Origin of the sequence: Erythrobacter sp. THAF29, from assembly GCF_009363635.1 — a bacterium.
In the GTDB taxonomy this organism is placed as follows: domain Bacteria; phylum Pseudomonadota; class Alphaproteobacteria; order Sphingomonadales; family Sphingomonadaceae; genus Erythrobacter.
Map to the genome: position 1 here is coordinate 430,497 of NZ_CP045392.1, position 13,704 is coordinate 444,200.

At 63.1% G+C, this 13,704-nt stretch carries 11 protein-coding genes; 6 read left to right on the forward strand and 5 right to left on the reverse strand.

Annotation, left to right across the window (positions count from 1 at the left end; all coding sequences use genetic code 11):
• The first annotated feature begins 69 nt into the window (after positions 1 to 69).
• From FIU90_RS02145 to FIU90_RS02160, 4 genes are all read left to right on the forward strand, one after another.
• Entirely contained in the window at positions 70 to 273 is a 204-nt protein-coding gene (locus tag FIU90_RS02145; RefSeq protein ID WP_152433279.1) for a DUF1192 domain-containing protein, read from the forward strand.
• A gap of 123 nt (positions 274 to 396) precedes the next feature.
• Positions 397 to 2,793, forward strand: coding sequence for an ATP-dependent Clp protease ATP-binding subunit ClpA (clpA, locus tag FIU90_RS02150; RefSeq protein ID WP_152433280.1), 2,397 nt, complete (start codon positions 397 to 399; stop codon positions 2,791 to 2,793).
• A gap of 67 nt (positions 2,794 to 2,860) precedes the next feature.
• On the forward strand, positions 2,861 to 3,892 hold the full coding sequence (locus FIU90_RS02155; protein WP_152433281.1) for a ligase-associated DNA damage response exonuclease: 1,032 nt from the start codon (positions 2,861 to 2,863) through the stop codon (positions 3,890 to 3,892).
• Positions 3,892 to 5,487 carry a cisplatin damage response ATP-dependent DNA ligase gene (locus tag FIU90_RS02160; RefSeq protein ID WP_152433282.1) on the forward strand — a complete coding sequence of 532 codons (1,596 nt, stop codon included), beginning with the start codon at positions 3,892 to 3,894 and terminating at the stop codon, positions 5,485 to 5,487. Before FIU90_RS02155 ends, FIU90_RS02160 begins: the two co-directional genes overlap by 1 nt.
• 722 nt (positions 5,488 to 6,209) lie before the next feature.
• On the opposite strand, the gene FIU90_RS02170 is transcribed toward FIU90_RS02160, so the two are convergent.
• Genes FIU90_RS02170 through FIU90_RS02190 form a run of 5 tightly spaced genes read right to left on the reverse strand, consistent with a single transcriptional unit; the run spans position 6,210 to position 10,578 of the window.
• A complete protein-coding gene (locus tag FIU90_RS02170) occupies positions 6,210 to 6,776 on the reverse strand; it encodes a gamma carbonic anhydrase family protein (RefSeq protein WP_152435652.1) in 567 nt (188 codons plus the stop codon).
• Complete coding sequence (locus tag FIU90_RS02175; protein WP_152433284.1) at positions 6,758 to 7,330, reverse strand: GNAT family N-acetyltransferase; 573 nt, start codon at positions 7,328 to 7,330, stop codon at positions 6,758 to 6,760. Before FIU90_RS02175 ends, FIU90_RS02170 begins: the two co-directional genes overlap by 19 nt.
• Complete coding sequence (locus FIU90_RS02180; RefSeq protein ID WP_152433285.1) at positions 7,323 to 7,892, reverse strand: GNAT family N-acetyltransferase; 570 nt, start codon at positions 7,890 to 7,892, stop codon at positions 7,323 to 7,325. The genes FIU90_RS02175 and FIU90_RS02180 overlap by 8 nt, the downstream gene beginning before the upstream one ends.
• The gene (hemB, locus tag FIU90_RS02185) at positions 7,885 to 8,880 is read right to left on the reverse strand and encodes a porphobilinogen synthase (protein WP_152433286.1); all 996 of its coding nucleotides are present in this window, start codon (positions 8,878 to 8,880) and stop codon (positions 7,885 to 7,887) included. Before hemB ends, FIU90_RS02180 begins: the two co-directional genes overlap by 8 nt.
• Positions 8,881 to 8,925: 45 nt before the next feature.
• A complete protein-coding gene (locus FIU90_RS02190) occupies positions 8,926 to 10,578 on the reverse strand; it encodes a M23 family metallopeptidase (protein ID WP_234029592.1) in 1,653 nt (550 codons plus the stop codon).
• Between the two features lie 280 nt (positions 10,579 to 10,858).
• Here FIU90_RS02190 and FIU90_RS02195 point away from each other — a divergent pair, with 280 nt between their 5' ends.
• A complete protein-coding gene (locus tag FIU90_RS02195; RefSeq protein WP_234029714.1) occupies positions 10,859 to 13,402 on the forward strand; it encodes a helicase-related protein in 2,544 nt (847 codons plus the stop codon).
• Positions 13,399 to 13,689 (forward strand): S4 domain-containing protein, encoded by a 291-nt coding sequence (locus FIU90_RS02200; RefSeq protein ID WP_234029593.1) that lies wholly within the window; start codon positions 13,399 to 13,401, stop codon positions 13,687 to 13,689. The genes FIU90_RS02195 and FIU90_RS02200 overlap by 4 nt, the downstream gene beginning before the upstream one ends.
• Positions 13,690 to 13,704: the final 15 nt, after the last annotated feature.

Below are 13,704 nucleotides of genomic sequence, written 5' to 3' on the forward strand. Positions count from 1 at the left end.
AATTCGCGCGGGATACCGTTCATGCGGATTGACAGCAAGCCTGACTGCTTGCGATGTTCGCTTCGACCGATGGACGAAGGCGATCTTCCGCGCCCCAAGGGCGATGCCGCGAGCAAACTCGCAGCCGAAGACCTTTCACCCTACTCGCAGGACGAACTTGCCGAACGCGTCGCGCTGCTCGAAGCCGAGATCGAGCGCGTTAAAGCCCACCGCGACAAGGCCGCTGCGCATCGCGCTGCCGCGGACGCGCTGTTCGGGGGCAAGTCGACATGAGCGGCGCAGATCGCCAACATCCGGATTCGCAATCCCCACGTAGCTTCCCATATATGGTGAACCCAACTTCACCCTATCGTTTAGTGAAACACTCCCACCTCTTCTGTTAGAGACCCCATACAAATGCCCAGTTTTGCCCAGAACCTTGAACGCACACTCCACAACGCACTCGGCAACGCGTCCGAACGCCGCCATGAATATGCGACGCTGGAGCACCTGCTGCTCGCGCTCATTGATGACGAGGATGCAGCGCAAGTAATGGCTGCATGCGGTGTCGATCTTGCCGAGCTCGGCGAGGTGGTGAAGCAATATCTCGACCAGGAATACCAGTCGCTCAAGACCGAGGACGATGCGGACCCGCAGCCCACAGCCGGGTTCCAGCGGGTTATCCAGCGCGCGATCCTGCATGTCCAGTCCTCGGGCAAGGACACCGTGACGGGCGCGAACGTGCTGGTGGCTCTGTTCTCCGAGCGCGACAGCTACGCGGTTTATTTCCTGCAGCAGCAGGATATGAGCCGCCTAGATGCGGTGAGCTATATCAGCCACGGCATCGGCAAGGGCGGTCGCCAGATCGAATCGAAGCAGCCGTCCGGCTCGGAAGAAGCCGCAGGCGACAGCGCCGAGCAGACCAAGGAATCGAGCAAGAAGGAAACCGCGCTCGACCAGTTCACGGTCAACCTCAATGCCAAGGCCGAGGCCGGCAAGGTCGACCCGCTGATCGGTCGCGGCCCCGAGGTCGATCGCACCGTCCAGATCCTGTGCCGCCGCTCGAAGAACAATCCGCTCTATGTCGGCGATCCCGGCGTCGGGAAAACCGCGATTGCGGAAGGTCTCGCGCGCAAGATCGTCGAAGGTGACGTGCCCGACGTGCTTGCCGAAGCCGTGATCTACTCGCTCGACATGGGCGCACTGCTGGCAGGAACGCGCTATCGCGGCGATTTCGAGGAGCGGCTGAAGCAGGTCGTCTCCGAGCTCGAAGGAATGCCGCACGCGATCCTGTTCATCGACGAGATCCACACTGTGATCGGCGCCGGCGCGACCAGCGGCGGGGCGATGGATGCCTCGAACCTGTTGAAGCCCGCATTGTCCAGCGGCGCGATCCGCTGCATCGGCTCGACCACTTACAAGGAATTCCGCAACCATTTCGAAAAGGACCGCGCGCTGCTGCGCCGGTTCCAGAAGATCGATGTCAACGAACCGACGATCGAGGACACGGTGAAGATCCTGAAGGGCCTGCGCAGTGCCTTCGAGGAACACCACAACGTCAAGTACACCCCCGACGCGCTGAAAACCGCGGTGGAGCTGTCTGCCCGTTACATCAATGACCGCAAGCTGCCCGACAAGGCGATCGACGTGATCGACGAGGTCGGCGCGATGCAGATGCTGGTGCCGCCCAGCCGCCGCAAGAAGAAGATTACGGCACGCGAGATCGAGGCCGTGATCGCGACCATGGCGCGCATCCCGCCAAAATCGGTGTCGAAGGACGACAAGAAGGCGCTCGAAAACCTCTCGCGCGATCTCAAGCATGTCGTGTTCGGCCAGGACGAGGCGATCGAACGGCTTTCGACCGCGATGAAGCTGTCGCGTGCAGGGCTGCGCGATCCGGACAAGCCGATCGGATCGTTCCTGTTCTCCGGCCCGACCGGCGTCGGCAAGACCGAGGTCGCGCGCCAGCTCGCCTCGATCATGGGGATCGAGCTCAAGCGTTTCGACATGTCCGAATATATGGAGCGCCACAGCGTATCGCGCCTGATCGGCGCGCCTCCGGGCTATGTCGGCTACGATCAGGGCGGCCTGCTCACCGATGCGGTCGATCAGAACCCGCATTGCGTGCTGCTCTTGGACGAGATCGAAAAGGCGCACCCGGACCTCTTCAACATCCTGTTGCAGGTGATGGATAACGGTCGCCTGACCGACCACCACGGCAAGACGGTCGACTTCCGCAACGTCGTGCTCATCATGACGACCAATGCGGGCGCTGCCGACATGGCGCGCCAGGGCATCGGCTTTGGCGACGTGTCGAAGGAAGATGCAGGGTCCGAAGCGGTGAAGAAGATGTTCACCCCGGAATTCCGCAACCGCCTCGATGCGATCGTGCCCTTCGCCTATCTCGGCAAGAGCACGGTGGCGCGCGTGGTCGACAAGTTCATCCTCGAATTGGAACTCCAGCTCGCCGAACAGAACGTCCACATCCAGTTCGACAGCGATGCGCGCGAATGGCTCGCCGACAAGGGCTACGACAAGCTCTACGGCGCACGCCCGATGGGCCGCCTGATCCAGGACAAGATCAAGCAGCCGCTCGCCGAGGAACTGCTGTTCGGCAAGCTCGCCGATGGCGGCGAGGTGCATGTGAGCATTAAGGACGGCAAGCCGGCCTTCGAACTCACACCGGCCCCGCCCAAGACCAAACCCAAGCGCAAGCCACCGGCGAAGAAAAAGCCCACCGCGAAAAAGGCTCCACCCGCCAAGGATGAAGGCGATGCCAAGCCAGAAGCCTCGGGCAGCGACAAGGACAGCTAAGGCTTCAAGATATCGATGAGGGGCGCGGACGGGGAAACCTGTTCGCGCCCCTTTCGTTGGTAGGCATATGAGCGCGCCCTTTTCCTGGATTCGCCCCGAACCGTGGGGCGTGCATATCGTCCCTGCGGACGTGTGGGTCGATCCCGGCCGAGCGGTCGACAGGGCGCTCGTCACCCACGGACACGCGGACCACGCGCGCGGCGGCCATGGAGAGACCATCGCCACGCCCGAAACACTCGCAATCATGAAGCTGCGCTACCGCACCGGGGCCGAAGACGAGAGTGGCGAGATTCCGACCAGGGCTACCCCGGTTGAATATGGCGAGACGATCCGGCTTGCAGGCGGGGTCGATGCGACTTTCGTGCCCGCAGGCCACGTTCTTGGCTCTGCGCAGATCCTGCTCGAACATGCAGGCGAACGCGTCGTCATCACCGGCGATTACAAACGCCGCCCAGACCCCACCTGCGCGCCATTCGAAGTGACGCCCTGCGACATCTTCATTACCGAGGCGACCTTCGGCCTGCCCGTCTTCACCCATCCGCCGATCGAGGACGAGATGGCGAAGCTGCTGAAGGCGCGCGCGGACAATCCCGATGGCAGCGTGCTCGTCGGCGCCTATGCGCTCGGCAAGGCGCAGCGGGTGATCGCCGAGCTTCGCGCCGCCGGCCACACCGATCCGATCTATCTCCATGGCGCGATGGAGAAGATGTGCCGCCTTTACGAGGAGCACGGCGTCGACCTCGGTGAACTGCGGCTCGTCTCTCAGCACGAAAAGGACGACATGCGCGGCCAGATCGTCGTTGCCCCGCCAAGCGCGCTCAACGACCGCTGGAGCCGCCGCCTGCCCGATCCCGTCACCGCCATGGCGAGCGGCTGGATGCGGGTGCGCCAGAGGGCGCGGCAAAGGAACGTCCAGCTCCCGCTCGTCATCTCGGACCACGCCGACTGGAACGAGCTGACCCGCACGATCGACGAGGTCGACCCGCAGGAGGTCTGGGTCACCCATGGCCGCGAGGAGGCGCTCTTGCGCTGGTGCGAGCTCGGCCAGCGCCGCGCCCGCGCGCTCGCACTGGTGGGCCGCGAGGACGAGGACGAGTAATGGAGGAATTTGCCAAGCTTCTCGACACGCTCGTCTATACGACCAGCCGCAATCGCAAGCTTGTCCTGATTGCCGAATATCTAAAGGGAACGCCCGATCCCGATCGCGGCTGGGCGCTCGCCGCGCTTACCGGAGAGCTGGACTTCCCGGCGGTGAAGAGCTCGACAATCCGCAATCTGATGAAGGAGCGGGTCGATCCGGTGCTCTGGACGCTCAGCCGCGATTTCGTGGGCGATACGGCGGAAACGGCGAGCCTGCTCTGGCCCGAACCGGCAACCCGCGCTGGCGATGTCCCCAGCGTTGCTCAGGCAGTCGAGCAGCTCGCGTCGCTCACCCGCTCCACCGCTCCGAAGGAATTGCCCAGGCTGCTCGACCGGCTCGATGCCAATGGCCGCTTCGCGCTCATCAAGATGGCAACCGGCGGGATGCGGATCGGAATTTCGGCCCGCCTCGCCAAGACCGCCTTCGCGCAAGCCTTCGATGTGCCGGTCGAAGAGGTCGAGGAATACTGGCACGCGCTGAAGCCGCCCTATGGCGAGCTGTTCGACTGGGCAGCCAAGGGAGCGCCTCCGCCCGATGTATCGAACATGCCGCGCTTCCGCCCCTTCATGCTCGCTCACCCGCTTGAAGATACCAGGGTCGACCTCGCCGAATACGCGGCCGAGTGGAAATGGGACGGCATCCGGGTGCAGATCGTGCGCGTGGGCGGGGAAACGCGCCTCTATTCCCGGTCCGGAGACGATATCTCCGCGACCTTTCCCGAACTGCTCGACATTTTGCCGGTGGACGCGGTTCTCGACGGCGAATTGCTGGTCCGCGGTTCAGCGCAGGGCGGTGAAGAAGGCGGCGCGGCCAGCTTCAACGCGCTCCAGCAGCGGCTCGGGCGCAAGACGGTGAGCAAGAAGATGCTCAAGGAGTTTCCCGCCTTCGTGCGGCTCTATGACGCGCTGCTGATCGAGGGCGAAGACCTGCGCGAGCGGCCCTGGACACACCGGCGCGATATGCTCGAGGCGCTGATGAAACGGCTTCCCGCGAGCCATTTCGATCTCTCGGCCATCGTCGAGGCGCGCGATTTCGATCATCTCGCCGAAATCCGCGAAAACGCGCGCGAGGACGCGATCGAAGGGCTGATGCTCAAGCGCCGCGACAGCCCCTATGTCGCGGGTCGCAAGGTCGGCCTGTGGTATAAATGGAAGCGCGATCCGCTGCTGATCGACGCGGTGCTGATTTATGCACAGCGCGGAAGCGGCAAGCGTTCGAGCTTCTATTCGGATTACACCTTCGGCTGCTGGGATGGCGACCCGGACGAAGGCGCCGAACTGCTTCCGGTGGGCAAGGCCTATTCGGGCTTCACCGATGCCGAGCTCAAGAAACTCGACCGGCTGGTGCGGCAGACGACGACGGACCGCTTCGGCCCGGTGCGCGAAGTCGAGCGAACGCTGGTCTTCGAGGTCGCCTTCGACAGCGTGCACACTTCGAAGCGGCACAAGTCCGGCCTCGCCATGCGCTTCCCGCGCATCCACCGCATCCGCTGGGACAAGCCGGTGCACGAGGCCGACCGGATCGAGAGCCTGCGGGCGCTGATCAGGGATTAACTGAACAGCACCCGTCACATGAGAATTAGAAATTGCGACCTTTCTCGTTGAGCCAACTGCCACAGGAATAGTTGGATGCGGCCCAATCGCGTTGGATTTTCGCGACAAAGACCACGTCATTAGAGTCGACAAGTTGCTTGAGATCGTCGCGGATATCGCTTGTGCTGCGTTGCGTATCCAAAAGCCAAACGGACTCTAGCCCCTTGCAGTGGGTGTATGCTCGGAGATATCTGTGCACTGGAGCATAATCTCGCCCCGGCTGTTTAAGGTCATATGTGACCAGTACGATAGACATTGAAGATTGCCTTTCTGTTCAACGCAATCGCCTTGACCTATCGAGCAGAGAGGATAACGTAATCCCCGCTTTCAAAAGCTCATGTCCGCCGACGATTGCTAAAATCCTTGCGGAATGAAACGGGGGGCCGAGGTAACGACTCGGCCCTCTTTCATTGTCGATGACATGATTCCGTGATTCCCCTTTATTTGCGAGTCGCGCGACGCGTTTTCCCCACCGAAATCAAATTCTTGCCTCTTGGAGCATGCACTTTCCTACATCAGCGACGCGCGTCATTATCGGCGCGGCTCTTTGAAAATCGCATTCCAAACGCGTTTCGTGTTGGAGAATTGTCAACTTCGCTTTTTCGGCGCAAGACTCTGATTATACGAAGTTAACCGACAGGAATATCGCTTGACACCGTGTCAACTTTGTCAAGCAAGTCCTACTATTCCAGCCCGCACTCGAACAGGGCAATCGCATGGTGCTTGGCGTTCTCGGCATAATGCGCAACGCCCATGCGCATGCCCGCGATCGCCGCGTCGGAAAGCTCCTTCATCGGCTTTGCCGGGCGGCCCGCCCACAGCATGCGGTCCTCCATCACCTTGCCTTCGGTCAGCATCGCACCGGCCGCCAGCATCGCGTCATGACCGATCACCGCCTTGTTCATCGCGATCGCGCCCAGGCCGACAAAGCCGCGATCCTTGATCGTGCAGCCGTGAACCATTGCCATGTGGCCGATCAGGACATCGTCCCCGATGACGAGCGGCGAGCCTTCGGGATCGCCCGGACGCGGCGGGTCGCAATGGAGCACGCTGCCGTCCTGCACATTGGTCCGCTCTCCGATCCGGATCGAGGAAACGTCGGCGCGCAGCACGCAATTGTACCAGATCGAGCTTTCCGCCCCGATCTCGACATCGCCGATGATCGTGCAGCCGGGCGCGACGAAGGCGGTCTCGTGGATCCTCGGCGTCTTGCCGTGGATCGGGATGATATTCACGCCGGGTCGGTGCATTGCATATGCTCCCATTGCTGTTTCGTAAGCGAATACTGGATCGTCGGATTGTCCCTGTCGGGCATGGCGGGATCGTGAAAGTCGAGGTCGGGTCGCCGTTTCATGCCGAGCTTTTCCATCAGCTTCCAGCTGCCGACATTGCTTTCGCAAGTGAGCGCCACGGCATGCGGCGCCCCGATGGATCGGAAAGCCCAGTCGATCACCGCGCGCATAGCCTCGTGCGCGTAGCCCCGCCGCCAGCGGTCCTCGCGCACCAGCCAGCCAATCTCGTGATCGCCGACATTCGGGGCCAGCGGATTGTCGACCCGTTTCATCCCGCAATGGCCGACGAGCTCGCCGGTTTCCTTCTCGATCACCATCATGAAACCAAACCCTTCGCGCGCAAAGCTCGCCATGGCTTTGGCATGCTTGGCTTCGATCTCGTGCAGTTCCTTTACTCCGCCGAGATGCGCCATGACGGCCGGCGTATTGAGCAGGCGGTCTTGCAACAGCGCATCGCCCTCGTCGATCTTGCGCAGCACCAACCGATCGGTTTCCAGCACGAGATCACCCATCGCGGCTTTCCCAGTTCTCCCGGGTGATCGAATGCACGATGACATCGCCGTAATCCTGCGACCACATGGTTTCAGGGAAGTCGAGATCGGGCCGGCGCTCCATGCCGAGACGGCGCATCAATCCCCAGCTGCCCGTGTTCTTTTCGACCGTGAGGGCGATGATCTCATCCGCGCCGAAGTGATCGAACCCGACATCGAGGGTCGCGATGGCTGCTTCCTTTGCATAGCCCTTGCCCCACGCGTCCTCGCGCAGCCGCCAGCCCGCCTCCATCATACCGAACGGCCCGTTTTCGTCGGTGCAACGCTTCAAGCCGCAAAAGCCGAGGATCGCGCCGTCTTCCTTTCGTTCGATCACCCAGAAAGTGTGGCCGAAATCGCGCCGGTAATGCATCAGCCGTGCCTGCGCGCTCAACCTGGTCGCTTCATCCGCCACACCGCCGAGCCAGCGCATGACGGCAGGCGTGTTGGTGCCCTCCCAGAACGGTGCCCAATCCTTTTCGCGCCAGTCGCGCAGGATCAGCCGGTCTGTTTCGTGACGAAAATCGGACGCGGCCTCAGCCATTGAGGATGCGCGCCGCGACCGGCGCATGGTAGGTCAGCACACCGGTGCATCCGGCACGCTTGAAAGCGATGAGTTTTTCCATCAGCAGCGCGTCCCGATCCCCGATCCCGGCAGCTTCGGCCGCCTCGATCATCGCGTATTCGCCGCTCACCTGGTAGGCAAACACCGGCACGCCGAAACGCTGTTTCACCCGGTAGATGATGTCGAGATAGGCAAGACCCGGCTTCACCATCACGCTGTCCGCGCCCTCGGCAATGTCGAGCTCGACCTCGCGCAGGGCCTCGTCGGAATTGGCGGGGTCCATCTGGTAGGTTGTCTTGTCGCCTTTGAGCAGACCGCCTGAGCCCACCGCATCGCGGAACGGACCATAGAACGCGCTCGCATATTTGGCGGCATAGCTCATGATCTGGATATTGTGGTGTCCGCCCATTTCGAGCGCCATGCGGATCGCGTGGATGCGGCCGTCCATCATGTCCGAAGGAGCGATGATGTCCGCGCCCGCCTCGGCCTGGTTCAGCGCCTGGTCGACCAGCACCGCGACGGTTTCGTCATTGGTGACATAGCCATTGGGGTCGAGCAGCCCGTCCTGCCCGTGGCTGGTATAGGGATCGAGCGCGACATCGGTCAGCACACCGATATCTTCGCCGCACGCATCCTTGATTGCCTTGATCGCACGGCACATCAGGTTGTCGGGATTGAGCGCCTCTGCCCCGTCATCGCTGCGCTTTTCGGCGGGCGTGTTGGGGAACAGCGCGACCACCGGAATGCCTAGGTCGACGGCTTCCTTCGCACGTTTCGCAATCCCATCGACCGACCAGCGTGAGACGCCTGGAAGTGTTGCGACCGGTTCCTCGACGCCCTCCCCATCGGTCACGAAAAGCGGCCAGATCAGATCGGTAGGCGCGAGCTGGTTTTCGCGGTGGAGCGCCCTGCTCCAGCCGATTGCCCGTGTGCGGCGCATCCGCGTGTTTGGATAATGTCCCGTCATTCGCCGGGATGTGCCGCATTTGGCGCGGCGCTGCAATCGCAAGTGTCAGGGGCCGGTGCGGACCTGCTGTCCCCGCCGCGAAAGCTCGATCTTCTCGATTTCGCGCAGCGGCTCCTCGGTTTCACTCGGCAGCGTCTCGAGATCTTCGAGCGCGGCACCGGGTTCGACCTGTTTGAGCTTGTTGAGCTGGATCTTGAAGTCGATAAGCTCCGTACCCGAAAGCTGGGCGCGGGTTACGAACTTTACAGAAGCCGGATTGATGGCGCGGCCATTGCGGTACATCTCGTAGTGGAGATGCGGCCCCGTCGACAGGCCGGTCGAGCCGACATAGCCGATGACCTGGCCGCGACGGACCTCTTGACCGCGGTTAACCGCCTTGCGGCTCATATGGCAGTAGCGGGTCGAAAGGCCGTTCCCATGATTGACGCGAACCGCGATCCCGCAGCCGCCCATCCGCCCGGCGCCGGTCACCCTGCCATCTGTCACCGCAACGATCGGTGTACCCCGCCGCGCCCGGAAATCGAGCCCCGCATGCATCCGGCGATAACCGAGAATCGGGTGGCGGCGCATCCCGAAGCGCGAGGATATCGATCCCGGAACCGGCGCGACGAGGCCGTTGCGCTGCTCGCCGACGCCCGATGCCTCGTAAAAAGTCCCGTCCTTGCCCCAGCGCATCAACTGGGTTCTGGGCACGCCGCCGCGATCGATCCCGGCATACATTAACTGGCCTGCCTGCCGTTCTCCGGTCGCGGCGCGCCTGTATGCAACGATGATATCCCATTCGTCGCTCGAACGAACCTCGCGATCCATGTCGATCTGGTTGTCGAGCGTCTTGATGTAATCCTGCACCGCGCTCGCGGGTACGCCGGCCGCACGCATTGAGCGATAGAGACTCCCCCCGACCTTTCCGCGCACACGCAGTGGTGTGTCATCGACACGGATAACGTTGCGCTGGAGCGCGAGCGAGCCTCCCTGCCCCGTTTCCTCGTTCACTCCCTGCCGACCGACTTCGAGTTCAAGGTCGAAACGGGCACGGAATTTGAGCGCGGTGAGCGGGCGTGGAGCGCCCGGTGCGGCCCGCCGCCCCAGAACGATGTCCATCTGCGTGCCCGGTTCGATCTCGGAAAGCGGCATGGCCGAGCCGATCAGCGCGCTCACCTGGCCGATATCGCCCGCCGACACACCTGCACGGCGAAGCATGCTGGCAAAACTGTCACCCGGAGCGAGCGTGGCGAGCAATTCGATCTGCGGGCGCTCGGGTGCGCTTGCCAGCGGAATCACCCGCTCGGTGGGCCCCATGCGCCTCCCGCTATCCGCGCCCAGCGCAAGCGGCATGATCATCTGGCTGCGGAATTCGTCGCGAATCTCCTCGCCCTGCGGCATCGCCGAGCGCGCTTCGAGCGGGGACATTTCGGGCCAGAACGCAAACGCCAGCGCGCCAAGCCCGATCATCGTGCCGAGCCCGCGGAACCAGCGGCGGCTGCCGATATTCTCGGCGAGATCGGGAGCGAGGTCGAGACCGGATAGCCAGTCTCCGGCAGCGAGCTTCCATTCATCGTAGCGCTCGCCAAAGCTGCGGGTGCGGGTGATCACGCGAGGCTTGGGCACCGCATCCTTCGGAGCTTCGGACACGCTATCTGACGGCGAGACGTCGTCCTCGACCGTTCGTCCGTCCAGAATGTCGCGTGCGTGATCCAAACCCGAGGTTCCCCGCTTAGGCCTCTCAGGGCCATCGGCATGCTATCAATGGCGGAAATCCATGGCGGAACAAAGTAAATACTGGATTAATCAACGACCAGACGAGTCCCTTGCGCGATAAATGGTTTTTCGTATCCGACAGATGGGGCCGCGCGCGCCATTGCTCCGCCCGCCCAAGCCTGACACAAGCACGCTCGTGACCTCTTCTCGCGCCAATTCAACCGTCAAGGCGGTGCTTGGGCCTACCAATACCGGCAAGACGCATCTCGCAATCGAACGGATGTGCGCGCATTCGAGCGGGATGATGGGCTTTCCGTTGCGGCTGCTCGCGCGCGAGGTTTACGACAGGGTGCGCGCAATCAAGGGCGACGATGCGGTGGCGTTGATCACCGGCGAACAGCGGATCGAACCGAAGAACGCACGCTATTTCTGCTGCACCGCAGAGGCGATGGACCGCCTGGGCGGTGGACACGCATTCGTCGCGGTCGACGAAGCGCAAATCGGGGCAGACCCGGAGCGCGGGCACATCTTCACTGACAGGCTGTTGAACGCACGAGGGCGGGAGGAGACGATGATCCTCGGCTCGGCAACTCTCGAACCGGTGGTCAAGGCATTGATACCGGGCGCTGAATTGGTCGAGCGACCGCGTTTTTCCACGCTTACCCACTCAGGCACAGCAAAGCTTTCGCGACTTCCACCGCGCAGCGCCGTCGTCGCCTTTTCGGTCGAGCAGGTCTATGCCATGGCAGAGGCATTGAGGCGTTTTCGGGGCGGGGCGGCGGTCGTAATGGGCGCTCTTTCACCAGAAACGCGTAACAAACAGGTCGAATTGTTCCAGAACGGTGAGGTTGATTACATCGTCGCCACCGATGCGATTGGAATGGGCCTCAATCTCGATCTCGACCACGTCGCATTCGCTGCGCTCACCAAGTTCGACGGGCGGCGCAAACGGCGGCTTACGCCTTCGGAGATGGCACAGATCGCCGGGCGCGCCGGGAGGCACCAACGCGACGGTTCGTTCGGCACGCTCACCGGCGGTGGAAGCCGCACCGGAGCACCGCTCGAATTTACCGACGAAGAGATCTATGCGATCGAGGAGCACAAGTTCTCGCCGCTCACGCACCTGTACTGGCGTGACGCCGAACCGCGCTTTGACAACCTGAATGTGCTGATCGAAGACCTCGAACGCGCGCCCCGGGACGACATGCGCCGGCGCGCGCCGGAGGCAATCGATCTGGCGGTGCTCAAGCGGCTTGCGGAAGACCCGATCGCATCAACCGTGCGCGGCCCGGGGCTGGTTCGGCGCTTCTGGGAGGCGTGCTCGCTCCCCGATTTCCGCCAGATCGGCGTCGATCCACATGCGCGCTTCGTCGCGCGGTTGTGGCAGGATCTGGGCAAAGGCTATCTCGGCGCCGATTTCGTCGCCGCGCGGATCGCCGAACTCGACCGAACCGGCGGCGACATCGATACGCTACAGGGAAGGATAGCCGCGATCCGATCCTGGGCCTATATCTGCCAGCGACCCGACTGGGTGCTGGCGCGCGACGAGATGGCCGCGCGCGCGCGCGCGGTCGAAGCGAAGCTCTCCGATGCGCTTCACGCGCGGCTGACCGAGCGCTTCGTCAATCGAAGGACGACTATTCTGATGAAATCGCTTGGACAGGATGCCAGCGCACTTCCCGTGACACTCGAGCCCGATGACAGGCTGACAGTCGAGGACGAGCCGATCGGCCATCTCGACGGGTTTCGCTTCGTGGTCGATCCGAACGCGACCGCCGCCGATCGCAAGATGCTGCTCGCGGCAGGCGAGAAGGCGCTTCCCGGCATTCTCGCCAAACGCGCTGAATGGCTGCTTGCCGAGGGGATGGACGAGCTGGCAATCGAGAAGGGCGCGATCCGCTGGCAGGGTCGCACGCTCGCCGAGATCGAGATGCCCGACGACTTCGCAAACCCCCGCCTCGTCCTGTCACGCGACATTTCGCTGCTAGGCGAACCGGCACGCGGCAAGCTCGAAGCGGGCCTGACCGGATGGCTGGCAGCGAAGCTTGAGCCGCTCGCACCCTTGCGCAAGCTGGCCGAGGCCGCGCGCGATCCCGAGGCGGGGTCCGAGGCGCGCGCGCTGCTCATCACGCTTATCGATGCGCGCGGCGTGGTCACCCGCGAAAAGGCAGGCCTCCAGCATTTGCCGAAGGATATGCGCCCGTTCCTGCGCAAACTGGGCGTGACATTCGGTGCGCTCGACATCTTCGCGCGCGAGCTTCTGAAGCCTGCACCGAGGCAGCTGCTTCACGCTCTGGGACTAGACCGGAGGCCGCTCAACGAAGCGATGTTACCCGTCATCGGCGAGGCCAAGGCAATCCCGGCGGGTTACCGTCCCGCCGGCTCGCAACTGATCCGCGTTGACCTTGCTGAAAAGATCCTCCGCGCCGCCTTCGAAGCACGCGCGAAAGCCACCGACAAGACTTCGCAGGAAAGGCACCCGCGCTTCCGCCTCGACCTCGCTCTGCCCGTGTCGATCGGGCTTGAGGAAGACAATGCCCGCCGGCTGCTCGGATCCGCCGGGTTCAAGGTCCAGCGTGGTCGTGCGCTTGAAGAGGGCGCGAAAGGTCCGCCGGCACCCGATAGCTGGACCTGGCGTCCGCGCCGTCCGGGAAGTCCGCAGGGCCACGGCCGGAAACCCGATGCCCATCGGGGCAAGGCACTGAGAGGCAAAGGCAAACCGAAGAACAAGGGCGGACCGCGCCAGCGCAGGCCCCAGGGAGACACGGGCCCGGCACGGGCCGGTGGAGCTTTTGACGGGCTGGCAGACCTGCTCGGCGGATGAGCGACGATGAGCGGATCGGCGCTCCGGATAGTATCCGGATCGACCGTCTGCTCGTTTACCTGCGTTTCGCCCGCACCCGCTCGCTTGCGCGTGGGATCGTCGAAGGCAATGCCCTTCGCATCAATCGCCGCCATGTCGAGAGGGTGAGCGAAACCGTCGGCGTCGGTGACGTACTCACCCTCGTCCATGGGGGCGAGGTCAAGATCGTAGAAGTGCTCGGACTGCCTCAACACCGCACCTCGCCCGCGCGCGCGAAGACATTCTACCGTGAGCTGACGCGTTTCTAGGAACCCGCATGACCA

What these genes read in the sequence shown, in the direction of transcription:
- FIU90_RS02200 (WP_234029593.1), top strand. Translation starts at nt 13,399, where the DNA reads ATGAGCGACGATGAGCGGATCGGCGCTCCGGATAGTATCCGGATCGAC.
- clpA (WP_152433280.1), top strand. Translation starts at nt 397, where the DNA reads ATGCCCAGTTTTGCCCAGAACCTTGAACGCACACTCCACAACGCACTC.
- FIU90_RS02155 (WP_152433281.1), top strand. Translation starts at nt 2,861, where the DNA reads ATGAGCGCGCCCTTTTCCTGGATTCGCCCCGAACCGTGGGGCGTGCAT.
- FIU90_RS02175 (WP_152433284.1), bottom strand. Translation starts at nt 7,330, where the DNA reads ATGGGTGATCTCGTGCTGGAAACCGATCGGTTGGTGCTGCGCAAGATC.
- FIU90_RS02145 (WP_152433279.1), top strand. Translation starts at nt 70, where the DNA reads ATGGACGAAGGCGATCTTCCGCGCCCCAAGGGCGATGCCGCGAGCAAA.
- FIU90_RS02160 (WP_152433282.1), top strand. Translation starts at nt 3,892, where the DNA reads ATGGAGGAATTTGCCAAGCTTCTCGACACGCTCGTCTATACGACCAGC.
- FIU90_RS02170 (WP_152435652.1), bottom strand. Translation starts at nt 6,776, where the DNA reads ATGCACCGACCCGGCGTGAATATCATCCCGATCCACGGCAAGACGCCG.
- FIU90_RS02180 (WP_152433285.1), bottom strand. Translation starts at nt 7,892, where the DNA reads ATGGCTGAGGCCGCGTCCGATTTTCGTCACGAAACAGACCGGCTGATC.
- hemB (WP_152433286.1), bottom strand. Translation starts at nt 8,880, where the DNA reads ATGACGGGACATTATCCAAACACGCGGATGCGCCGCACACGGGCAATC.
- FIU90_RS02195 (WP_234029714.1), top strand. Translation starts at nt 10,859, where the DNA reads ATGTGCGCGCATTCGAGCGGGATGATGGGCTTTCCGTTGCGGCTGCTC.